This window comes from Thauera butanivorans NBRC 103042, assembly GCF_001591165.1.
GTDB classification, from domain to species: domain Bacteria; phylum Pseudomonadota; class Gammaproteobacteria; order Burkholderiales; family Rhodocyclaceae; genus Thauera; species Thauera butanivorans.
Genome location: NZ_BCUG01000017.1, coordinates 1 through 21,850, shown reverse-complemented (window position 1 = coordinate 21,850; position 21,850 = coordinate 1). Strand labels below are relative to the sequence as shown.

Here is a 21,850-nt window from a genome sequence, read left to right as displayed (position 1 = left end):
GCGGACGGGCCGTCCGGCATTTCATTCGGCCGGCGCCGGCTGCGCGGCGCCGAGGCGCCGGACGGCGGGATCGGCCCAGGTGCCGGTGATTTCATATTCATAGGCAAAGAGTCTTTCGATCGGGTCGCTGAGCGCCTTCTGCGCCAGATAGGTCACCACGCCCGCAACCGGGTTCAGCAGACCCGCGGCGGCGCCGATCGCAACCGATTCCGACAGCGTGGGCTGCACCGCCACGCGCAGGTCCTGGGTCTCGGCCTCGACATCGGCCGAACCCCGCATGCGCACGCGTGCCGCCGGTCCGCGAATCTCGAGATCGTCGGTGCGCATCACGCCATCGGCCACGTCGATGCTACCGGAAATGCCATCGAAGGCGAATCCTGCCGAGAACACGTCGCGGAAATCGAGCGTGATCCGGCGCGGCAAGGCCTGCAGGCTGAGAATGCCCAGCAGGCGGCCGACACCGGGTTCGAGCTTGTTGAACTGGCCCGCCTCCGCCGCCAGCTCCATGCGGCCGGCCAGCGTCGGATAGTGGATGCGGGTCGGCGCGCCCTGCCAGCGCAGTTGTCCGCCCAGCGTGGCCTTGCCGCCCCGCACCACGTCGTCGTAGCCGAGCCGCTGCGAGAAGCGGCCGATGTCCTCCACCCGCAGTTCGAAGTCGAGGCGGGTGGACGGCTGGCCCGTGGTACGCCATTCGCCACTGCCGTCCAGTTGCCCGTCCGCATTGCGCAGCCCGAGACGCTCGAGCTGCCATACCCCGGCGCGGTTGCGCGCGGACACTTCGAGCCGGCCGAGATCCCTGCCGCCCAGCATGAACTGCTCGGCGACCACGTCGAGCGCCGGCAGCCGGCGCGGCGGCGTCCCCGTCTCCACATTCGCGGCAGTCGCCTCGCTGGCGCCGCCGTCCTCCGTTTCCCGCGCCTGGCCGATGCTCAGCCGCTCGAAGCGTGCGCGCAGGGCGCCGGGGCCGCTGTCGCGCCAGTCGAACTCGCCCACGGCGCGGTCGCTGTCGATGCGGGCCTTCCAGCCCCCCGCATCGCTGACGCTGTGCAGGGCAAAGCCGCTCAGCGTCTGGCCGAAAATCTGCAGGCGGCCGATCTGCAGCGACAGGTCGGCCAGCGACAGGGGCAGTTCCCCCGTTCCATCGCCGCCGCCGGCTTCGCCATCGAAAACCCTGCGCCAGGCGTCGGCATCGAGCACGTCGAAACGCCCCTCCACCCGCAAGCCACGCTCGGCCAGCCGCGGGACGGCGGTCCGTGCGGCATTCAGCGCCAGGCCACCGCGCATCGGCCCGTCGGCCGGCCAGAGCAGTTCGGCCCGCAGCGGCATGCCGCTTTCTTCCGCCAGTTCCAGCTTCAAGCGCCGGGGCGCGGCTCCGCCCGGCGCATCGAAGCGGACATTCAGGGGCCAGCTTTCGCCCGCGTTCTTGTTCAGGGGCGCAGGCAGGCTCGACGCCAGCCCGGTCAGGTCCGACTCCACGCCCACATGCAGGCCGCCAGTGCCGACACCGACCTGCGCCTTCCATGCCGTGCTGCCCGACAGATGCGCCAGCGGCAGCTTCCCGGCCGCCGCCAGCGCCGCGGCGCTCGCCACGCCGCTGGCATCGAAGCGGACGGTGCCGTCGTCCAGCGTGCGCGCCGTGATGCGGGCGGGCGCGCCGAGGAACTGCGCCCGCCCTTCGGGCATCGCCAGGCTGTCCTCGGTGAAGCGCAGCCGGCCCGCCGCGCCTTCGAGCACCGGCAGTCCTTCGACCAGCCACAGCCGGTTGGCGCCGAAGCGGTATTCGCCGGCGACCCTGCTCTCATCGACCTTCTCCAGCGGCATCTCCAGGCGCAGGTCGAGCGTCCCCCTGCCCTCGGCGCGCATGCCGTCGGTGAAGCCGCCGATGCGGGCCGACACCGGGCTCTGAGAGACGAAACGCAGGAACTCGGCAGTCGGTCCGGCGGCCTTGCCGGTGATGGTCATCAGATCGGAGAGCGCCGTGTCCAGCTCGGGCATGTCGACGACGACTTCGCTCAGCGCCACGCCGAAGATGCGGCCACGCGGTGCCTCGATACGCATTCCCGGCCCGATGAAACGCACTTCGCCGAAGATGCCTTCGATCGGCGGCCAGCCATCGGCGTAGTCGAGCACGCCATCGACCACCCGGATCGCAACGCGAAACTCGCCATTGCCGTCGCGGAACGGGAAATCGTCGAGCGCGCCGCGCAGCCGCAAGCTGGCTTCCGGCACGTCGGCGCGGCGGATCGCATCACGCACCCAGTCATGCGTCTCCTTCCCCACCACGCGCGGCAGATAGCGCCACACCGCACGGCCCTCGGCGCGCGTCAGCCGGGCCTGCAGGTCGATCTCCCCCGCGCTGCCGGCCTGCGGCCGGTAGACGCCGGAAGCATTGCCGGCCGCATCCGCGTTGTCGAACTGGGCGCTATCGAGGGTGATCTCGAGCCGCCCGCCACGCCGCTGCCAGCCGCCCTCGGCACGCAGCAGATCGAACCGCAGGCGCCCGGACTCGAACACCTCCGGCAGGTCGAGGTGGGCGTCGCGGCTGTCGAGCCGGTAGCGACCGCCCTGCTCGTCGCCGTCGAACATGCCGCTCAGGCCGCCGAGGCCCGGCATGCCCTCTCCCGCCAGCAGTCCCAGCCCGGCAAAGCGTGCCGCCGCGGCCCAGGCCCGCGGCGCGGCCGGTGCCCCGTCCCAGCGCCAGCTCAAGGCCTCCAGCCGGCCCTGCGGCGCGAACGCGGCGAGCCGGCCCCGCACGGCCTCATCGAGCGGCAGGAACGCGGCCAGGCGGGCCAGGGTATCGAAATCGAGCCGGTTGGCCGCCAGCCGCCCGCCCTGCTCGCCGGACGCCTCGCCCCTGAACTGCAGTTCGAGATCGGTCGGCGGCAGCGCCAGCCCATCGGCGGTACGCAGCGCCAGGCCCTGTGTGCTCAGGCGGTACTCGTCGGCCACGCGCTCGACGCTCAGGCGCCCGTCCAGGCGTTCCAGCAGCAGCTCGGGCAAGCCGCTGCCGAGTTGCGTGCGCACCCCGTCCAGCGCCAGATCCGCCGTCACTGCCCAGCCGCGCCCGGCCGCCTGGCCGAGACCCAGGCCGCTCGGCAATGCGAAGCGCCCCTCCTGCCGCGACTCCAGCCACGCGCGCACGCCGCCGTTGCCCTGCAGCGGCAGCGGATAATCCAGCCACGGCTGCCAGCCCCCCAGGTCGGCGCGGTCGAGCGAAACGTAGAGCCGCCCGGCCGAGGCCAGCGAAAGCGGCGCATCGGCATCGAGGCGCTGCAGTTCGCCGCGCACGTCCAGCGTCGACGCCAGCGCCTGCGGCGGCTGGGCACGCAGCGCGAAACGGCGCTGGCCGAAGCGCTGGTCGAGGCGCAGCTCGACGTTTTCCAGCACCAGTTCCGGCGCCGCCCGCAGGCGATCATCCCAGCGCAGCACGGCATCGTGGATCACGATCTGGCGCTGCGCCAGCAGCCAGTCCAGCCCGCCGCCATCGCCGCCGCCGTCCGCCACCGGCAGGCCGGCGACGAACACCCGCCCATCCGCATCGCGCCGCAGCCTCAGCTCCGGCGCCGTGATCTCCAGCCGGTGGAAATGCGCCTGTCCGCGCAGCAGGGAGGTCCACGCGAGCGTGGCGTCGACCCGGGGCAGATGCAGGGCCGGCCGGCCCTCGGCATCCGACAGGGTGACACGCTGCAGCACCAGGCGCGGACGCCAGCCGGCCCAGTCGCCGTCGATCGCCTCGATCGCCACCGGCAGGCCGAGCGAACGCCCGGCGATGCCGGCGATCTCGCTGTGGAACTCGCCGACCGCGGGCAGCACCACATGCCTCAGCAACAGCATCGCGCTGGCGACGACGATCCAGCCCAATACCAGCACCTTGCCGATCCGGCCCAGCACCGCGCGCGAACGCCGGGCGCGCCGCGCCGCAGGCGACTCCGGCGCGGGCGATTCGGGAAGGGGTTCGGAAAGCGGATTCATGCAGCATCGCAACGGCTTGCCGAGCCGAAATTCGGGAAGAACGGACGGCCGCAGCACGCAGGATCACGCGCAGCCCCGCTCCCGGGCACCCGCCGGCACGCACGGAGACGGCGGCGCCCGGATACACTACGCATGCCCGCGCAGCCGGCGCCCGCCAGCGCCATTCGCCGCGGGGCCGACATTCTATCAACGATCAGACCAAGGCACCGGAACCGCCATGTCCGCCTCCCCCGACGCCCAGCCGGCACTGCCACAGGCGGTGCACGACGCCCGCCGCTTCTCCCGCTACCTGAGCCGCATGCTGGACTGCCAGCCCTGGCTGGGCGAGGCGCTGGCAGCCAGCATCGGCGGCCCGATCGACGCACGCCGCATGGAAGCCTTCATCGCCGCCCGCGAAGCGGGCTTCGGCGATCCGGACAGCGCGCTGCGCCCCGCCCTGCGCCAGCTCCGCAGCTGGGTGCTGTGCCACCTGATCGTGCGCGACCTGTGCTGCGGCGCGCCGCTGGCCGAAGTCACCGAAACCATGACGACGCTGGCCGAAGTCGCCGTGCGCCACGCCCACGACGTGCTGCGCGCCGCGCTGGTCGAACGCTACGGCCGGCCGCTGTCGCCCACCGGCTGGGAGCAGGAACTGCTGGTGATCGGCATGGGCAAGCTCGGCGGCCGCGAACTGAACGTGTCCTCCGACATCGACCTGATCTTCATCTACCCCGAGGACGGCGACACCGGCGGCAACAAGGTAATCAGCAACTACGAGTTCTTCGAGCGCCTGGGCAAGCAGTTGATCAGGGCGCTGGCCGAGATCACCGAACACGGCCAGGTCTTCCGTGTCGACATGCGGCTGCGCCCCAACGGCGACTCGGGCCCGCTGGTGTGCAGCTTCGACATGCTGGAGAACTACTTCGTCACCCAGGGGCGCGAATGGGAGCGCTACGCCTGGATCAAGGCGCGGGTGATGCTGGGCGAGCGCTGGACCGAGCTGGGCGGCATCGCCCGCCCCTTCGTGTTCCGCAAATACCTCGACTTCGGCGCCATCAACGCCATGCGCGAGCTGCACGCGCAGATCCGGCGCGAAGTCGCCCGCCGCGACCGCGCCAACAACGTCAAGCTCGGCCCCGGCGGCATCCGCGAGATCGAGTTCATCGCCCAGGTGTTCCAGCTCATCCGCGGCGGTCGCGACACCGCGCTGCAGATCCGCCCGACGCTGGGCGTGCTCGCGCAACTCGCCGAACGCGGCATCCTGGCGGCCGAAACGGTGGCCGAGCTGACGGCCGCCTACGTCTTCCTGCGCCGGCTGGAGCACCGCCTGCAATACCTCGACGACGCCCAGACCCACGACCTGCCCGCCAGCGAGGACGACCAGGCGCTGATCGCGCAGGCGATGGGCTTCGCCGACCATGGGGCCCTGCTGACGGCGCTCGACGCCCACCGCGCAGCGGTCAGCCGGCATTTCGACAGCGTGTTCGGCGATCCTTCCGACGAGGACCACAGCCTGGACGCCACCTGGGCCGGCGCCGAGGATGTGGACGGCGTCGCCCCGGAACTGGGCGAACTGGGCTATCGCCGGCCGCGCGAAGCCGCCGAACGCCTGGCCTCGATCCACGCCAGCCCGCGCTACCGCCAGTTGCCGAACAACATCAAGAGCCGCTTCGACGCGCTGATCCCGCGCATCCTCGAAGCGGCCGCGGCCACCTCCGGGCCGGACGACACGCTCGCCCGCTGCCTCGACCTGATGGAAGCCATCGGCCGCCGCGGCGCCTACCTCGCACTGCTGCAGCAATACCCGCAGGCGCTGCGCCGCGTCGCCGACCTGATGAGCGCATCGCGCTGGGCCGCGCAGTACCTGACGCGCCACCCCATCCTGCTCGACGAAATGCTCGACACCCACAGCCTGGAAGCGACGCCGGACTGGCAGGCCTTCCGTGCCAGCCTGGATGCCGAACTGGAAGCGCTGGAACCCGACATGGAGCGGCAGATGGACGTGATGCGCGAACAGCACCACGCCCAGGTCTTCCGCCTGCTGACACAGGACATCGCCGGCCTGCTGACGGTGGAAAAGCTCGCCGACCACCTCTCCGAACTGGCCGACATCATGCTCGACCTGACGCTGCCGCGCTGCTGGAGCCGGATCAAGATCCGCCATCGCGAGCAGCCGGCCTTCGCCGTCATCAGCTACGGCAAGCTCGGCGGCAAGGAACTGGGCTACGCCTCCGACCTCGACATCATCTTCCTCTACGACGACGACGCGCCCGAGGCCGCCGAGGTCTACACCCGGCTCGCCCAGCGCACCAACACCTGGCTGTCGAGCCGGACCGCCGCGGGCCTGCTGTTCGAAACCGACCTGCGCCTGCGCCCCAACGGCGAAGCCGGCATGATCGCGGTGTCGCTCGAATCCTTCCGCAAGTACCAGCTCGAATCGGCCTGGGTGTGGGAACACCAGGCGCTGACCCGCGCCCGCTTCTCCGCCGGCGACCGCCGCATCGGCGACGCCTTCGAACGCATCCGCGACGAGGTGCTGCGCCTGCCGCGCGAGCTCGACACGCTGCGCGCCGAAGTGCTGGCGATGCGCCACAAGATGCGCGACGCCCACGCCGGCAAGGACCCCGAACGCTTCGACCTCAAGCACGACCGCGGCGGCCTGATCGACGTCGAGTTCCTGATCCAGTACCTGGTGCTGGGCCATTCCCACGCCCACCCCCGGCTCACCGGCAACCTCGGCAACATCGCGCTGCTGCGCATCGCCGGCGAACTCGGCCTGATCCTGGCCGAACTCGCCGCCGCCTGCGCCGACAGCTATCGCGAACTGCGCCGCCTGCAGCACCGCCAGCGGCTCAACGAACTGCCCTCGCGCGTCCCGCCCGGCGAAGCCGAAGCCGCGCGCGCGCCGGTCGTCGCGCTGTGGCGGCACGTCTTCGGCGAATGACAGGCGACTTGAAACATAAACGTCATCGAAGCATGCATGACGCCCTCCGGGCGGATGACTAGAATCCGGACGTCTGCATCCGAACAAAACACCATGAGCCAGGAAATCGAGCTGAAACTTGCCTTGCCGAAGCGCGCGCTTGCCGCGCTGCGCCGCCATCCGCTGGTCGCCGGCGCGGAGAAGCTCGGCAACACCGTGACCCTGGACAACACCTACTACGACACCCCGCGGCTGCAGCTCAAGGCGCACAAGGTGGCCGTGCGCACCCGCCGCCAGGGCCGCGACTGGCTGCAGACGGTGAAATGCGCCGCGGTGTCGAGCGGCGGCCTGTCGCAGCGCCCCGAATGGGAGCAGCCCTACTCGGGCAGCTTCGACTTCTCGCAGGTCGATGCTCCGGACGCCGCGAAACTGCTGAACCGCCATGCCGGCGCGCTGGTGCCGGTGTTCACCACCCGCTTCCGCCGCGAGACGCGCCGCCTGAGTCCGCGTGACGATACGAGCATCCTGCTGATGATCGACACCGGCGAAGTCCGGGTGACGACGCCCGAAGGCATCGAACGCCAAGCGCCGATCTGCGAACTGGAGCTGGAACTGGAGCACGGCCAGGCCGAGGATCTGTTCGCGCTGGCCTGCGAACTGGCGCAGGCCCTGCCGCTGATGCCCGCCGACGTTTCCAAGGCCGAGCGCGGCTACCGCCTGTTCCTCGGTACGCCGCCCGGCGCGGCACGGGCCGAGGCTTCCGACCTCCGGCCCGGCGACAACGTGGTCGACGCCTTCCGCCGCCTGGCTTTCGGCTGCGTGCGCCAATGGCAGGCCAATGCCGCGGCCCTGCTGCCGGATGCCGGCGCGGCCGGCGCTGCGGACACCGCCCACGCCGACTTCATCCACCAGCTCCGCGTCGCCCAGCGCCGCTTGCGTGCGCTGCTGAAGCTGTTCGCTCCGGCCCTGCCGGCCGAATTCGCCGGACAGTGGAACGCCCGTCTGCGCGACAATGCCAGGCGCTTCGGCGATGCGCGCGACCTCGACGTCCTCCATGGCGAACTGCTCGCACCGGTCACGCCGGAAGGCCTGGCCGACGAGGTATCGATGGCCAGGCTGATGCAGACCGCCGCGCAGGCCCGCGACACGGCCTACCAGGCGGCGGAACAGGCACTCGACATGGCCACGCAGGGCCGCCTGCTGCTCGAACTCAGCGCCGGACTGCTGCGGCTGCAGGGCAACAACCTGGTCGACGCCGCCGACCTGCGAACCTTCGTCCGCCTGCGCCTGGCGCGCCTGCGCAAGCGGGCACGCCGCCAGTTCGAAGCAGCATCGACGCTCGAACCCACCCAGCTACACATGCTGCGCATCGGCCTCAAGCAACTGCGCTACGGCATCGAGTTCTTCGCCCCCCTGCTCCCCGCCAAGGCCGCCGCACGCTACCGCACGAGCCTGGTCGACGCGCTGGGCATGCTGGGTTTCCTGCAGGACGTCGACATCGCCCGCGCGCGTCTGCTCGGCTGGGCCGCGGCCGACGCCTCGCTGCAGGCCGCCGTCGCCTTCGTGCTGGGCTGGCATGCGCCGCGCTACGCCGGCTTGCGGCACGGCGTGCTGCAGACCGCCGAGCCCGTGCTGTGGGGCAAGACGCCATGGTAGGCGGCGCAGACGGCCTGCCGGACCGCGAAGCCGCCGAAACGCTGCGCCGCCAGGCCTCCGTGACACCGGGCCGCGTCATCGGCCTGCAACAGAACGAGGACATCATGCAGGCCCCCGATCCGATGGAGAAGCAAATGGACCTCCTGCTCTGGCGCCACGCCGAAGCGGCCGACGGTACGCCCGACCACACGCGAGAGCTGACCCAGCGCGGCCACAAGCAGGCCCGCCGCATGGCGGCATGGCTGGCGAAGAACCACCCCAAGCGCATGCGCGTGCTGGTGAGCCCGACCGTGCGCACCCGCCAGACCGCCAGCGCCTTTGCCGACGACTTCGAGATCGTCAACGGCCTCGGGCCGGACGGCAACGTCGCCGACATCCTCGCCGCCACCGGCTGGCCGGACTCCAGCGGCGCCGCCCTGGTCGTCGGCCACCAGCCTGCGCTCGGCCGCCTCGCCGCCTTGCTGCTGTCGGGCCAGGAAGCCGACTGGACGATCAAGAAAGGCGCGCTGTGGTGGTTCACCAACCGCGTGCGCGAGAACGAGACCCAGACCGTGCTGCGCGCGGTCATCCCGGCCGACCTCATCTGACACCTGCCCGGGGACCGGCCCCCCCTTGCGAGCACATCGCACGGCGACAAGGCTTGTGCTTTGCAGCACATTGCGCAAGACTGCGCATCCTGCCCGGACGCCCCCGTCCCGGCAGGCCGTGTTTTTTCCATCCGCAAGCCAAAAGGTCGGGCTGGTCATGAACGCTCCCACCGAAAACGGCACCATCGCCATCATCGACGGTGTCCGCCGCATCTTCTGCGACGGCTACTGGATCAAGGTCTATGATCCGCCGGCCAATTCGCTCAAGACCAAGAAGCAGCTCATCCAGGCGCTGACGCGCAGGCTGTTCAACCACGTCGAGCACGGCATCAACATTCCCGGCAAGCGCCTGAACGATGCCCGCAAGGCCTATGAAGCCGAGCAGGACCCGGCGCGCAAGCGGGTCAAGGGCGCGATGCTCGCCGGCGCGCTGTTCAACCGCGCCACCGACATCTTCACCAAGCTGGTCGAGCTGCAGGAACTGGGCATCGAGATCGAGACCGACAACGCGCTGATGCGCGAATGCGGCTTCTGCCTGCAGGAAGCACTGAGCCTCGGCAAGCTGGTGCTGCACCGCAGCGGCGAAGAAGGCATCGACGAACTGTGGGGCGAGCCCTTCCGCGCCTTCTCGATTCCGGTCGAGGCCTTCTACGACAGCCGCGTCATCAAGATCGCGCAGACGCTGCGCGACATCGACCTCCTGGCCAAGACGATGGCGGCCACCCTTTCCGCCACCCCGCTGTACGAAGGCATCCTGCCCGCCATCACCCGCTTCGCCGACGCCGCCAAGATCAAGTGCGAGACGCTTCGTACCGACCCGGACATCTTCGACGTGTGGGCGGACTTCGTCGTCGCCTCCGAGGAACTCACCGCCTTCTCGCCACGGCTGTCGCACGGCATCAGCGCTGCCGAGCGGCAACTGGCCACCGACGGACGCAGCCTGCTGCTGCAGGGCCGCGATCTCGTCACCTACATCACCCGCGCACGCGTGCCGATGCCCAAGAGCACACGCGAGTTCATCGAACGCTGCGAAGCCTTCGCCGCCAGGGCGCACCAGCGGGGCCGGCCGCGGCTGGCCGGGCCGATGTCCTGTTGAACACCGCCGGCGTCAGACGATGATGCCGCCGCCGAGGCAGACCTTGGATTCGTAGACCACCACGCTCTGCCCCGGCGTCAGCGCCCACTGCGGCTGGGCGAAGGCGATCTCGGCGCAGCCGTCGGCGATGCGGTCGATCTCGCACGGCATGTCGGGCGTGCGGTAGCGCGGCTTGGCGGTGTAGACCCAGTTGGTGTGCGGATCGCGGCCGGCGATCCAGTTGAGGTCGGTCGCCACCAGGCGGTCGCGCAGCAGCGCCGGGTGCTCGTGCCCCTGCACCACGTACAGCACGTTGGCCTTCACGTCCTTCTTCGCCACGTACCAGGCCTCGTGCTCGCCGGCCTCGTCCTGGTTGCCCTTGATGCCGCCGATGTGCAGCCCCTTGCGCTGGCCGATGGTGTGGTACATCAGGCCCTGGTGCTCGCCGAGCACGGAATCGTCGTCGAGCGAGCGGATCTCGCCCGGCTGCGTCGGCAGGTAGCGCATCAGGAACTCGCGGAAGGGCCGCTCGCCGATGAAGCAGATGCCGGTCGAGTCCTTCTTGGCGGCGACGTGCAGGCCCGCCTGCTCGGCGATGCGGCGCACTTCGCGCTTGTACAGCGTGCCGAGCGGAAACAGGGTTTTCGCCAGTTGCTGCTGGTTCAGGCGATAGAGGAAATAGCTCTGGTCCTTGGTGCCGTCCTCGGCCTTCAGCAACTGGTATTCCCTGCGGCCGTCGTTGTTCCATTCGCGCACCTGGGCATAGTGGCCGGTGGCGATGCGCTCGGCGCCCAGCTGCATGGCGTGGTCGAGGAAGCAGCGGAACTTGATCTCGGAGTTGCACAGCACGTCCGGATTCGGCGTGCGCCCGGCCTCGTACTCGCGCAGGAAGTCGACGAACACCCGGTCCTTGTATTCGGCGCTGAAGTTGACGACTTCCAGATCGATGCCGATCACGTCGCAGACCGAAGCCACGTCGACCAGGTCCTGCCGCGTCGAACAGTAGTCGGAATCGTCGTCGTCCTCCCAGTTCTTCATGAACAGGCCGGTCACCGCGTAGCCCTGCTGCTTCAGCAGCAGCGCCGTCACCGACGAATCCACGCCGCCGGACATGCCGACGACCACTTTCATGCCGTTTCCATCCTGCTTACTGGACATTCGGTCCACCTCCATTGAGCCATTCGGCGAGCGGCAGCACCACCGCCGGCTCGCCATTGTCGACGAACCAGCTGTCGACCGCATAACGTTCGCCCGGACTGGGCGGTTCCGCACCATCCGGGCCTTCGACGATCGCTCCGTCTTCCGTGCAGTTGCAGCGCGCCAGCGCCGAACCCGGCGGCAGCCGCTCGATGCGCTCGGCCGGCGTCAATTCCTCGATCACCGCGCTGAAATGCTGGAAGATGAAGCGGGTGCGCCGCTCGGGCTCCAGCACCCGGTGAAAGCGCAGCGCGCCGCGCGACTCCAGCAGCTTCAGCAAACGGGTGGTCGAGGTCGAATGGTCGATGCAGTCCATGCGGCCTTCGACGCCGCCATCCAGATAATTGCCGCCGCGATCCGCGCCCACCGGCAACTGCCGGCCGGCCAGGCGGTACAAGCGGCCCACCGCCTCGCCGAGCAGGGCGCGCTCCTCAGCCGCGCTCCGCGCCTTGTCCAGCCGTCCGGCCAGATTCGCCAGATCGGCCGCGCCGTAGCGCGCCACGCCCTCGTGCGCGCAGCCGTAGCCGTAGCAGATGCCGACTTCCGCGCCCGCTTCCTGCGCGCCCGTCCCGGCCTGCGCCAGGCCCGCGACAGCCAGCAGGATCGCCAGGCAGATGCCCTGCATGCCGCCGGATCAGTAGTGCCGCAGCAAGGACAGCGGGTGGCGCTGCCCCGCCCGCCAGTCCTCGATGCACTGCAGAATCAGCGGGCTGCGATGGCGGCCGGCGGTGGCGCGCACCTCGTCGACCGTCATCCACACCGCGCGCACGATGCCGTCGTCGAGGCTGCGCCCGGCTTCCTCGCCCTCCACCCGTCCGCCGTAGGCGAAGCGCAGATAGGTGATGTCGCCCTGCGGCCGCGTCCATTGATAGATGCCGACCAGGTACTCGGGCACGAAACGGTGCGCGGTCTCTTCCAGCGCCTCGCGCGCCACCGCCTCCAGCAGCGATTCACCGCGCTCCAGATGGCCTGCGGGCTGGTTGAAACGCAGTCCGTCGGGCGTATGTTCCTCGACCAGCAGGAAGCGGCCGTCCCGCTCGATGACGGCGGCGACGGTGACATTGGGTTTCCACTCGCGATCGATCAAGGCCTGCTCCTTCGACGACAGGCCGGCATTCTAGCGCGCGCCGGCGGCTTTCCCCACCGCCGCAAGGCTTTCACCCGCATGAAGTGGCGTTCGCAGACCCTGCCTTTGCGCTAGAATCCACGGGTTCCGCCCGCCGGACGCGGGCTGCCGAATCAACTTTCCTGAGGTGGAGAACCCAATCATGTCCATGGCTGATCGCGACGGTTTCATCTGGCAAGACGGCAAGCTCGTTCCGTGGCGCGAAGCGACCACGCACGTGCTGACCCACTCCCTGCACTACGGTCTGGCCGTCTTCGAAGGTGTCCGCGCATACAACACCGCCAAGGGCACGGCCATCTTCCGCCTCGCCGAGCACACCCAGCGCCTGATCAATTCCGCCAAGATCTACATGATGGACATCCCCTACTCCAAGGATGAACTCATGGAAGCGCAGAAGGAGGTCGTGCGCGCCAACAAGCTCGAATCCTGCTACCTGCGCCCGCTGGCCTTCTACGGCTCGGAAAAGATGGGCATCTCCACCCGCGGCGCCACCGTGCATGTGGCCATCGCCGCCTGGCCGTGGGGCGCCTACCTGGGCGAGGAAGGACTGGAAAAGGGCATCCGCATCAAGACCTCGTCCTACACCCGCCACCACGTCAACTCGACGATGCCGCGCGCCAAGCTCGCCGCGACCTATCCCAACTCCATCCTCGCCAACCTCGAAGTCACCAAGATGGGCTACGACGAGGCGCTGCTGCTCGACAACCAGGGCTTCGTCGCCGAAGGCGCGGGCGAGAACCTGTTCATCGTCAAGGACGGCAAGATCTACGAACCCGAGATCGCCTCGGCGCTGACCGGCATCACCCGCGACTCGATCATCACCGTCGCGCGCGAATTCGGCTACGAATTCAGCTCCAAGCGCCTGACCCGCGACGACGTCTATCTCGCCGACGAAGCCTTCTTCACCGGCACCGCGGCCGAGGTCACGCCGATCCGCGAACTCGACGACCGCATCATCGGCGAAGGCAGGCGCGGCCCGGTCACGACCAGGCTCCAGGCCCGCTTCTTCGACATCGTCAATGGCCGCGCGCCGGAATACGAGCACTGGCTCGCCTACGTCTGACATCCACGCACAAAGGACTTCATCCATGGTCGAGAACACCGACAAGACCCAGGCCGTCGCAGTCACCGCCAAGGACCTGCCGCTGCACTGCCCGCCGCCGGGCGCGCCGCTTTGGGCGCGCCACCCGCGCGTCTTCCTCGACGTGCTGAAGACCGGCGAAGCCGTGTGCCCTTACTGCAGCGCGCACTACATCTTCACCGGCGAACATCCCAAGGGACATCACTGAGCCGCCGGCTCCAGTCACCGATCCCATCCAGCGCGCGGTCCTGTCCGCACAGCCTGGATGACGCGGGGGCCGATACCGGCAGGTATCCGGCCCCCGTTCCTTTGCAGCCCTGCGGCGGCGCAGAAACATCCTGCCGCAATGGCCGCGGCCGCCCGGCAAGCCCATCCGGCATACAATGCCGGCTTTCGTCCAATCCACGCAGCCTCATCCATGACCTCGAATCGCCACGCCCTGCCCGCCCCGGAAATCTTCAAGGCCTACGACATCCGCGGCATCGTCGACACCGTGCTGACGCCGGATGCCGTGCGCGCCATCGGCCACGCGCTCGGCTCCGAAGCCGTCACCCGCGGCCAGCAGGCCATCGCCGTCGGCCGCGACGGCCGCCTGTCCGGCCCGGCGCTGGCCGGCGCGCTGGCCGACGGCATCCGCGCCGCCGGCGTGGACGTCATCGACATCGGCTGCGTGCCCACGCCGCTGACCTACTTCGCCGCCCACCACCTCGGCTGCGGCTCCTGCGTCTCGGTCACCGGCAGCCACAACCCGCCCGACTACAACGGCCTGAAGATGGTGCTCGGCGGCCAGACCCTGTACGGCGACATGATCCAGGCCCTGCGCACCCGCATCGCCGACGACGACCTCATCCGCGCCGCCGCGCCCGGCGCGCTGCGTACCGCGGACGTCGCCGACGCCTACGTCGACCGCATCGTCGGCGACGTGAAGCTGGCGCGGCCGATGAAGATCGTCATCGACTGCGGCAACGGCGTCGCCGGCAACATCGCACCGGCGCTGTTCCGCCGCCTCGGCTGCGAACCGGTCGAACTGTTCTGCGAAGTCGATGGCAGCTTTCCCAACCACCATCCCGACCCGTCCAAGCCCGAGAACCTGCAGGACGTGATCCGCGCGCTGCGCGACACCGACGCCGAACTCGGCTTCGCCTTCGACGGCGACGGCGACCGCCTGGGCGTGGTGACCAAGGACGGCGAGATCATCTACCCCGACCGCCAGCTGATGCTGTTCGCCGAGGACGTGCTGAGCCGCGTGCCCGGCGGCGAGATCATCTTCGACGTCAAATGCACGCGCAGGCTCGCGCCCTGGATCCGCGAGCGCGGCGGCAAGCCGACGATGTGGAACACCGGCCACGCGCTGGTGAAAGCCAAGCTCAAGGAAACCGGCGCACCGCTGGCCGGCGAGATGAGCGGCCACATGTTCTTCAAGGAGCGCTGGTTCGGCTTCGACGACGGCCTCTATTCCGGCGCCCGCCTGCTGGAGATCCTGTCCGCCCGCGCCGACGCCAACGCCGCGCTGAAGGCGCTGCCGGATTCCATCAGCACCCCCGAGCTGAACCTGAAGATGGACGAAGGCGAGCCTTTCGAACTGGTCAAGCGGCTGAAGGAAGCCGCCCGCTTCGACGACGCGCAGGACGTCATCACCCTCGACGGCGTGCGCGTCGAATACGCCGACGGCTTCGGCCTGGCGCGGCCGTCCAACACCACGCCGGTGGTCGTGCTGCGCTTCGAGGCCGACAGCGCCGAAGCGCTCGCGCGCATCCAGGCCGACTTCCGCCGCGCCATCGAAGGCGTGTGGCCGGGAGTGGCACTGCCGTTCTGAGGTCGGTTCAGTACAGCGACGGGCAGAATGGAAAAACGGCCGGAAAGGGCATCCCCCTTTCCGGCCGTTCGTGCATCAGAACACCGGCAAAGCCGGCGCTGCCTCAGAGCTTGCCGCTCACCCACTCCCTGACCCCCGCCAGGGCGGCCTGCAGGTTTTCCGGCTGGGTGCCGCCGGCCTGGGCCATGTCGGGGCGGCCGCCGCCCTTGCCGCCGATCTGCTGGGCGACGAAGTTGACCAGTTCGCCGGCCTTGACCCTGGAAGTGCTGTCGGCGGTGACGCCGGCGATCAGCGAGACCTTGCCGTCGGCCACCGAGGCCAGCACGATGGCGGCGGTCTTGAGCTTGTCCTTGAGCTTGTCCATGGTGTCGCGCAGCGTGGGCACGTCAGCGCCGTCGAGCGTGGCGGCCAGCACCTTGATGCCGCCGACTTCGACCGCCTGGCTCACCAGGTCGTCGCCCTGGCTGGCGGCGAGCTTGCCCTTGAGGCGGGCGAGTTCCTTTTCCAGCGCGCGCACGTTGTCGAGGATGCCGGCGACGCGCTCGGCGACCTCGTCGGGCTGCACCTTGAGCAGCGCCGACATGCCCTGCACGCGGCGTTCCTGCTCCTGGGCGTAGTGCAGCGCGTTCTCGCCAGTGATCGCTTCGACGCGGCGGATGCCGGCGGCGACGCCGCCTTCGGCGACGATCTTGAACAGGCCGATGTCACCGGTGCGCGCGACGTGGGTGCCGCCGCACAGTTCCTTGGAACTGCCGATCGACAGCACGCGCACTTCGTCGGCGTACTTCTCGCCGAACAGCATCATCGCGCCGGACTGCTGCGCGGCTTCCAGCGCCATCACTTCGGCCTGGGTCGCGGTATTGGCGAGGATTTCGCGGTTGACGATTTCCTCGACCTCGCGGATTTCCTCGGCCGTCATCGGCGCGGTATGGGCGAAGTCGAAGCGGGTCTTGTCCGGGTCGACCAGCGAGCCTTTCTGCTGCACGTGGGCGCCGAGCACCTGGCGCAGCGCCTTGTGCATGATGTGGGTGACGGAGTGGTTGCGCGCGGTGGCGGCGCGGGCGGCGCCATCGACGCGCGCGGCGACGCCCTGCCCGACCGACAGCTTGCCGGTGCGCACCACGCCATGGTGGCCGAACACCGCGGCCTGGATCTTCTGCGTGTCCTCGACGCCGAAGATGCCGCCGGCGGCGCGCAGTTCGCCGCGGTCGCCGGCCTGGCCGCCGGATTCGGCGTAGAAGGGCGTGTGGTCGAGCACGACCACGCCCATGTCGCCTTCGAGCAGTTCATTGACCGCGGCGCCATCCTTGTACAGCGCGAGGATGTTGCCCTTTTCTTCCAGGCGGTCGTAGCCGTGGAAGGCGGTCGCGGGGCCGTCGTAGTCGAGGTTGGCCGCCATCTTGAACTTGCCGGCGGCACGCGCCTGCTCCTTCTGGCGCGCCATCGCGGCGTCGAAGGCTGCGGCATCCACCGTCACTTCGCGCTCGCGGCAGATGTCGGCGGTGAGGTCGAGCGGGAAGCCGTAGGTGTCGTGCAGCTTGAAGGCGGTGTCGCCGTCGAAGACCTTGTTGCCGGCCTTTTCCATCGCGGCGAGTTCGGCTTCGACGATGGCCATGCCGTTTTCGATGGTGGCGAAGAAGCGTTCCTCTTCCTGGCGAAGCACGTCGGTGATGCGGCGCTCGCCGTCCTTCAGCTCGGGATAGGCGGCGCCCATCTCGGCCACCAGGTCGGGCACCATGCGGTGGAAGAAGGCGGCGCGCGCGCCGAGCTTGTAGCCGTGGCGGATGGCGCGGCGGATGATTCGGCGCAGCACGTAGCCGCGGCCTTCGTTGCCCGGGATGACGCCGTCGGCGATCAGGAAGGCACAGGCACGGATGTGGTCGGCCAGCACTTTCAGCGACGGCGAATCCATGTCGGCGCCGGAGGTCTCGCCCCCCACCTCACGGTAAGCGGCCTTGATCAGCGCCTGGAACAGGTCGATCTCGTAGTTGGCATGCACGCCCTGCAGCACCGCCGAAACACGCTCCAGGCCCATGCCGGTGTCCACCGAGGGCTTGGGCAGCGGATGCATCACGCCCTGCTCGTCGCGGTTGAACTGCATGAACACGTTGTTCCAGATCTCGATGTAGCGGTCGCCGTCCTCTTCGGCCGATCCCGGCGGGCCGCCCCAGATGTCCGGGCCGTGGTCGTAGAAGATCTCGGTGCAAGGGCCGCAGGGGCCGGTGTCGCCCATCATCCAGAAGTTGTCCGAGGCGTAGCGCGCGCCCTTGTTGTCGCCGATGCGGATCACGCGATCAGAAGGTACGCCGACTTCCTTGGTCCAGATGTCGTAGGCTTCGTCGTCCTCGGCATACACCGTGACCCACAGCTTTTCCTGCGGCAGCTTGAAGACTTCGGTCAGCAGTTCCCAGGCGTAAGTAATGGCGTCGCGCTTGAAGTAGTCGCCGAAGCTGAAGTTGCCCAGCATCTCGAAGAAGGTGTGGTGGCGCGCGGTGTAGCCGACGTTTTCCAGGTCGTTGTGCTTGCCGCCGGCGCGCACGCATTTCTGCGAGGTGGTGGCGCGGCTGTAGGGGCGCTTGTCGAAGCCGAGGAAAACATCCTTGAACTGGTTCATGCCGGCATTGGTGAACAGCAGCGTCGGATCGTCGTGCGGCACCAGCGAAGACGAAGGCACGATCTGGTGGCCTTTCGATTCGAAGAACTTGAGGAATTTTTCGCGGATTTCGGCGGCTTTCATGGAGATTGGCGTGTTTTCTGGACGATAGACCCGTGCTGCGGGCGAATGTGCAAGTTTATCATGAGCTTAAACCGGCCATGAGCCGGCCCGCACGGCCGGGGCCTTCGCCTATAATTGACGCGAACGTCAACCTTAACCACAACCGATAGCGAGGCACGACACGCCATGGGCAACCGCCTTTCCAAGATCTACACCCGCACCGGCGACGCCGGCACCACCGGCCTGGGCGACGGCAGGCGCGTTTCCAAGGACAGCCTGCGCATCCACGCGCTGGGCGAAATCGACGAGACCAACTCGGTCGTCGGCCTGCTGCTGTGCGAGGAACTGCCGGAGGACGTGCGCGCGCTGCTGACCGACGTGCAGCACGACTTGTTCGACCTCGGCGGGGAAGTGTGCATCCCGGGCATGAGCATGATCACCGACAGGCAGGTGACCCATCTCGAAAACGAGCTGGACCGCTTCAACGAGCCGCTCGAAGCGCTGAAGGACTTCATCCTGCCCGGCGGCACCCGCGCGGCTGCACTGGCCCACCACGCCCGTACCGTGTGCCGCCGCGCCGAACGCGCGCTGGTGGCGGTGGCGCTGGAAGAAACGATCAACGACGGCCCGCGCCAGTATCTCAACCGCCTGTCCGACCTGTTGTTCGTGCTCGGCCGCGTGCTGAACCGCGCCGGCGGGCGCGGCGACGTGCTGTGGCAGAAGCGCAAGAACGCCTGAACCAGTACCGGCCGGCCGCATCGAGCCATTCGCCGATGCGCAGGATCGAGCGCTTTCTTGTCGCGAGAGAGCGCTCAATCCGCGAAATCCAGCGAAATCTGCCCGGCCCCGGCCACCGCGCCCTCGTCCTCGGCAAAGCGCACGCCGATGCCCAGCAGCCGCACCGGCCGCGACTTGCGCGCATGGGCCTCGTCGAGCAGCGCCAGCCATACCTGCTCGTCCGGCGCCTCGCAGACGCACTCGGCGGTGGTCCGGGTGAAATCCGAGAACCTGATCTTGACCACCGCCTTATGCACCGGCCGCGTTTCGCGTGCACGGCCGAAGCGCTCGCGGAAAGCCTCGATCAGCACCCGCAGTTCGGCCCGGCAGGCCGCCAGGTCGGGCAGATCGGTGACGTAGGTGGTCTCGATCGACAGCGACTTGCGGATACGGTCGGGGCATACCGGCCGCTCGTCGATGCCGCGGCACAGGCGGTAGAGGCTGGCGCCGAAGCTGCCGAAGGCCTGCGCAAGCTCGGCCAGGCTCCAGGCGCGCAGGTCGCCGCAGGTCTGCACGCCCAGCCGCTGCAGCCGCGCCGCCGTCACCTTGCCGACGCCGAAGATCTTCTTCACCGGCAGCGCGGCGACGAAGGCATCGACATCATCGGGCCGCACCACGAACTGCCCGTCCGGCTTGTTCCAGTCGCTCGCCACCTTGGCGACGAACTTGCTGGGGGCGATGCCCGCCGACGCGGTGATGCCGACTTCGGCACGGATGCGGGCGCGAATCTCGTCGGCCATCAAGGTCGCCGAGCCCTTGCAGCGGTCGACGCCGCTGACGTCGAGATAGGCCTCGTCCAGCGACAGCGGCTCGACCAGCGCCGTGTAGTCGCGATAGATGGCGAGGATCTGCCGCGACGCCACGCGGTAGCGCTCGAAGTCGGGCGGCAGCAGCAGCAATTGCGGGCACAGTTGCAGCGCCCGCGCGGTGGGCATCGCCGAGCGCACGCCGAAGGCGCGCGCCTCGTAGTTGCAGGTGGCGATCACGCCGCGCGTCTCCGGCCGCCCGCCGACCGCGAGCGGCCGGCCGCGCAGCGACGGGTCGTCGCGCATCTCGACCGAGGCGTAGAAGCAGTCGCAATCGCAGTGGATGATCTTGCGCATCTCGGCCGAAACCCGCAGCTCGGGAAAAATGGAATCTGCCCGCAAGTATACGGGCACTTCCGCCCTCACCCATTCAACGCAATCGGACGGCCCTTCCAGCAGACGGCTTCGCCGGCGGGCAAGATGCGCTGCGATGGCGGGTCGCTGTCCGCCGGACCTGCCCGGTTCTGGCGCCCGGGTGCGCGATGCGAGACAATGACAGGCACGTTCCGGATGCCGCACGGGCAGGACGGCCGCCTGGCCGGGCCGCCCCCGATACATCCGGCATGCCTCACCCACTCACGTCGGATCCTCGTCCATGCATACGCGCGACACCGCCCTCTCCACCGATCAGAAGGCCCTGCAGCTCAACCTCGACAAGTACAAATACGGCTCCATCGTCGAGATCGGCGCCGGGCAGGAAGTCGCGCGCCGTTTTTTCCAGGTCGGCGCGGCGGCAGGTACCATCGCCAAGACCATGTCGGCCTACGACATGGCGGTGAGCGACGACATCTACGGCCATGTGGACCGCTACGTCAGCCGTGCACGGCTGCTGCAGATGCTGGAAAAGGAGTTCGACCAGGTGGTGGCGCGGCTGGCCCATCTGCGGCCGAAGAACACCACGTTCTTCGCCTATGCCGCCACCGTCACCGCGCGCAGCTTCAAGCAGAAGAACGAATGCCACGGCTGGGTCGGCATCCGCCTGCAACTGCATCCGGGCGCGGCGCCCAGCGACGTGATCCTGCACGTGCGCATGCTCGACAATGACAATGCGCAGCAGGCCGAGGCGCTCGGCATCCTCGGCGTCAACCTGATCCACGGCGCCTTCTTCCATCACCACCATCCCGAATGGGTGGTCGAGGGTCTGGCCGACGCGCTGGGCTCGGAGCGCATCGAGGTCGATCTGATCCATTTCTCCGGCCCCTATTTCGAGGAAGTCGACAACCGGCTGATGAATCTGCACCTGATCCGCAGCTGGCTGACGCGGGCGGTGGTGTTCAACCCGGCGGGCGAGATGGTGGTGCCGGGCGAACTGTTCCATCGCAAGCCGGTGATGGTGATCCGCGGCAGCTTCAAGCCGGTGACCTGCGTCAACGTGGACATGACGACCGCTGGCCTCAAGCAGTTCAGCCAGCTCGCCGCGGTGGACGAGGACGAGATCGTGTCGCTGGCCGAGATCACGATGAATTCGCTGATCAGCGGCGACAGGATCGACGGCACCGACTTCCTCGCCCGCATCGAGCTGCTCGCCTCGCAGGGCTACACGGTCATGATTTCCGACTACGTGCGTTTCTTCCGCCTGCGCGCCTACCTGCGGCGCTACACGCAGAAGCCGATCGGCATCGTGCTGTCGGTGCGCGACTTCGATTCCCTGTTCGACGAAAAATACTACGAAGGCCTCGAGGGCGGCATCCTCGAAGCCTTCGGCAAACTGTTCCCGGACAACACCCACGTCTATGTATATCCCTCGCGCCCCAGGGGCGGCGGCGCGGAACTGGTGACGCTGGACAACGTGCAGGTGCCGGCCAAGCTCCGCCACCTGCTCGCCCACCTGATGGACAACGACAAGCTGCTCGCCGTGCAGCCGCTCGACGACAGCCATCTGCACATCGACTCCACCGAAGTGCTGGCGGGCCTGCGCCGCGGCCGCGGCGCCTGGGAGCAGGACGTGCCCGAACCGGTGGCGCAGCGCATCATCGACGGGCGCCTGCTGGGTTACGACACCGCATAGGCCGGACGCCATCGACTAGAGGCACAGACGGCCAGCCGGGGACTGCAATGCTCGAACCGGAAGCGCGCAGCCGGCGATGGGGCTCCGCCGTCACATCCCCTGGTAAATCGGCCCCTCGCCGCCCTGGGGCA

15 protein-coding genes are annotated in these 21,850 nt (G+C 68.8%); 9 read left to right on the top strand and 6 right to left on the bottom strand.

What is annotated here, in order from left to right:
* Positions 1-21: 21 nt before the first annotated feature.
* Complete coding sequence (locus TBU01S_RS07995) at positions 22-3,972, bottom strand: YhdP family protein (protein WP_083953517.1); 3,951 nt, start codon at positions 3,970-3,972, stop codon at positions 22-24.
* 217 nt (positions 3,973-4,189) lie between these two features.
* Here TBU01S_RS07995 and glnE point away from each other — a divergent pair, with 217 nt between their 5' ends.
* From glnE to TBU01S_RS07975, 4 genes are all read left to right on the top strand, one after another.
* The gene (glnE, locus tag TBU01S_RS07990) at positions 4,190-6,895 is read left to right on the top strand and encodes a bifunctional [glutamate--ammonia ligase]-adenylyl-L-tyrosine phosphorylase/[glutamate--ammonia-ligase] adenylyltransferase (RefSeq protein ID WP_068636115.1); all 2,706 of its coding nucleotides are present in this window, start codon (positions 4,190-4,192) and stop codon (positions 6,893-6,895) included.
* Positions 6,896-6,988: 93 nt separating this feature from the next.
* A complete protein-coding gene (locus TBU01S_RS07985; protein WP_068636114.1) occupies positions 6,989-8,530 on the top strand; it encodes a CYTH and CHAD domain-containing protein in 1,542 nt (513 codons plus the stop codon).
* A 134-nt stretch (positions 8,531-8,664) separates the two neighbouring features.
* Positions 8,665-9,117, top strand: coding sequence for a phosphohistidine phosphatase SixA (gene sixA / locus TBU01S_RS07980; protein WP_068636209.1), 453 nt, complete (start codon positions 8,665-8,667; stop codon positions 9,115-9,117).
* Positions 9,118-9,274: 157 nt separating this feature from the next.
* The gene (locus tag TBU01S_RS07975) at positions 9,275-10,213 is read left to right on the top strand and encodes a hypothetical protein (RefSeq protein ID WP_068636113.1); all 939 of its coding nucleotides are present in this window, start codon (positions 9,275-9,277) and stop codon (positions 10,211-10,213) included.
* Positions 10,214-10,225: 12 nt separating this feature from the next.
* Here TBU01S_RS07975 and mnmA read toward each other — a convergent pair whose 3' ends face one another.
* Genes mnmA through TBU01S_RS07960 form a run of 3 tightly spaced genes read right to left on the bottom strand, consistent with a single transcriptional unit; the run spans position 10,226 to position 12,476 of the window.
* The gene (gene mnmA / locus TBU01S_RS07970) at positions 10,226-11,323 is read right to left on the bottom strand and encodes a tRNA 2-thiouridine(34) synthase MnmA (protein ID WP_068636112.1); all 1,098 of its coding nucleotides are present in this window, start codon (positions 11,321-11,323) and stop codon (positions 10,226-10,228) included.
* A 16-nt stretch (positions 11,324-11,339) separates the two neighbouring features.
* Positions 11,340-12,014, bottom strand: a complete 675-nt coding sequence (locus TBU01S_RS07965) for a hypothetical protein (RefSeq protein ID WP_088178853.1) — start codon at positions 12,012-12,014, stop codon at positions 11,340-11,342.
* Between the two features lie 9 nt (positions 12,015-12,023).
* Positions 12,024-12,476, bottom strand: a complete 453-nt coding sequence (locus TBU01S_RS07960; RefSeq protein ID WP_068636111.1) for an NUDIX hydrolase — start codon at positions 12,474-12,476, stop codon at positions 12,024-12,026.
* 181 nt (positions 12,477-12,657) lie between these two features.
* Here TBU01S_RS07960 and TBU01S_RS07955 point away from each other — a divergent pair, with 181 nt between their 5' ends.
* The 3 genes from TBU01S_RS07955 (at position 12,658) to TBU01S_RS07945 (ending at position 15,412) form a co-directional block, all read left to right on the top strand.
* Positions 12,658-13,578: a branched-chain amino acid transaminase gene (locus TBU01S_RS07955; protein WP_068636110.1), complete on the top strand. Its 921-nt coding sequence runs from the start codon at positions 12,658-12,660 to the stop codon at positions 13,576-13,578.
* A 25-nt stretch (positions 13,579-13,603) separates the two neighbouring features.
* Complete coding sequence (locus TBU01S_RS07950) at positions 13,604-13,804, top strand: zinc-finger domain-containing protein (RefSeq protein WP_068636109.1); 201 nt, start codon at positions 13,604-13,606, stop codon at positions 13,802-13,804.
* Positions 13,805-14,014: 210 nt separating this feature from the next.
* Positions 14,015-15,412 (top strand): phosphomannomutase/phosphoglucomutase, encoded by a 1,398-nt coding sequence (locus TBU01S_RS07945; protein ID WP_068636108.1) that lies wholly within the window; start codon positions 14,015-14,017, stop codon positions 15,410-15,412.
* 103 nt (positions 15,413-15,515) lie between these two features.
* Here TBU01S_RS07945 and alaS read toward each other — a convergent pair whose 3' ends face one another.
* Complete coding sequence (gene alaS, locus TBU01S_RS07940) at positions 15,516-18,149, bottom strand: alanine--tRNA ligase (protein WP_068636107.1); 2,634 nt, start codon at positions 18,147-18,149, stop codon at positions 15,516-15,518.
* A gap of 165 nt (positions 18,150-18,314) precedes the next feature.
* Between alaS and TBU01S_RS07935 the strand changes: the two genes are divergently transcribed.
* Positions 18,315-18,866: a cob(I)yrinic acid a,c-diamide adenosyltransferase gene (locus TBU01S_RS07935; protein ID WP_068636106.1), complete on the top strand. Its 552-nt coding sequence runs from the start codon at positions 18,315-18,317 to the stop codon at positions 18,864-18,866.
* A gap of 74 nt (positions 18,867-18,940) precedes the next feature.
* Here TBU01S_RS07935 and dinB read toward each other — a convergent pair whose 3' ends face one another.
* Entirely contained in the window at positions 18,941-20,008 is a 1,068-nt protein-coding gene (gene dinB / locus TBU01S_RS07930; protein ID WP_068636105.1) for a DNA polymerase IV, read from the bottom strand.
* Positions 20,009-20,306: 298 nt separating this feature from the next.
* Between dinB and TBU01S_RS07925 the strand changes: the two genes are divergently transcribed.
* Positions 20,307-21,719 carry a nicotinate-nucleotide adenylyltransferase gene (locus tag TBU01S_RS07925; RefSeq protein ID WP_068636104.1) on the top strand — a complete coding sequence of 471 codons (1,413 nt, stop codon included), beginning with the start codon at positions 20,307-20,309 and terminating at the stop codon, positions 21,717-21,719.
* Positions 21,720-21,850 lie beyond the last annotated feature (131 nt).

Bases quoted from the DNA above. Each gene is read 5' to 3' on its own strand.
- TBU01S_RS07945 (WP_068636108.1), top strand. From the start codon at position 14,015: ATGACCTCGAATCGCCACGCCCTGCCCGCCCCGGAAATCTTCAAGGCC.
- TBU01S_RS07975 (WP_068636113.1), top strand. From the start codon at position 9,275: ATGAACGCTCCCACCGAAAACGGCACCATCGCCATCATCGACGGTGTC.
- TBU01S_RS07935 (WP_068636106.1), top strand. From the start codon at position 18,315: ATGGGCAACCGCCTTTCCAAGATCTACACCCGCACCGGCGACGCCGGC.
- TBU01S_RS07955 (WP_068636110.1), top strand. From the start codon at position 12,658: ATGTCCATGGCTGATCGCGACGGTTTCATCTGGCAAGACGGCAAGCTC.
- glnE (WP_068636115.1), top strand. From the start codon at position 4,190: ATGTCCGCCTCCCCCGACGCCCAGCCGGCACTGCCACAGGCGGTGCAC.
- alaS (WP_068636107.1), bottom strand. From the start codon at position 18,149: ATGAAAGCCGCCGAAATCCGCGAAAAATTCCTCAAGTTCTTCGAATCG.
- TBU01S_RS07965 (WP_088178853.1), bottom strand. From the start codon at position 12,014: ATGCAGGGCATCTGCCTGGCGATCCTGCTGGCTGTCGCGGGCCTGGCG.
- TBU01S_RS07925 (WP_068636104.1), top strand. From the start codon at position 20,307: ATGCATACGCGCGACACCGCCCTCTCCACCGATCAGAAGGCCCTGCAG.
- dinB (WP_068636105.1), bottom strand. From the start codon at position 20,008: ATGCGCAAGATCATCCACTGCGATTGCGACTGCTTCTACGCCTCGGTC.
- TBU01S_RS07995 (WP_083953517.1), bottom strand. From the start codon at position 3,972: ATGAATCCGCTTTCCGAACCCCTTCCCGAATCGCCCGCGCCGGAGTCG.
- TBU01S_RS07950 (WP_068636109.1), top strand. From the start codon at position 13,604: ATGGTCGAGAACACCGACAAGACCCAGGCCGTCGCAGTCACCGCCAAG.
- sixA (WP_068636209.1), top strand. From the start codon at position 8,665: ATGGACCTCCTGCTCTGGCGCCACGCCGAAGCGGCCGACGGTACGCCC.
- mnmA (WP_068636112.1), bottom strand. From the start codon at position 11,323: ATGAAAGTGGTCGTCGGCATGTCCGGCGGCGTGGATTCGTCGGTGACG.
- TBU01S_RS07985 (WP_068636114.1), top strand. From the start codon at position 6,989: ATGAGCCAGGAAATCGAGCTGAAACTTGCCTTGCCGAAGCGCGCGCTT.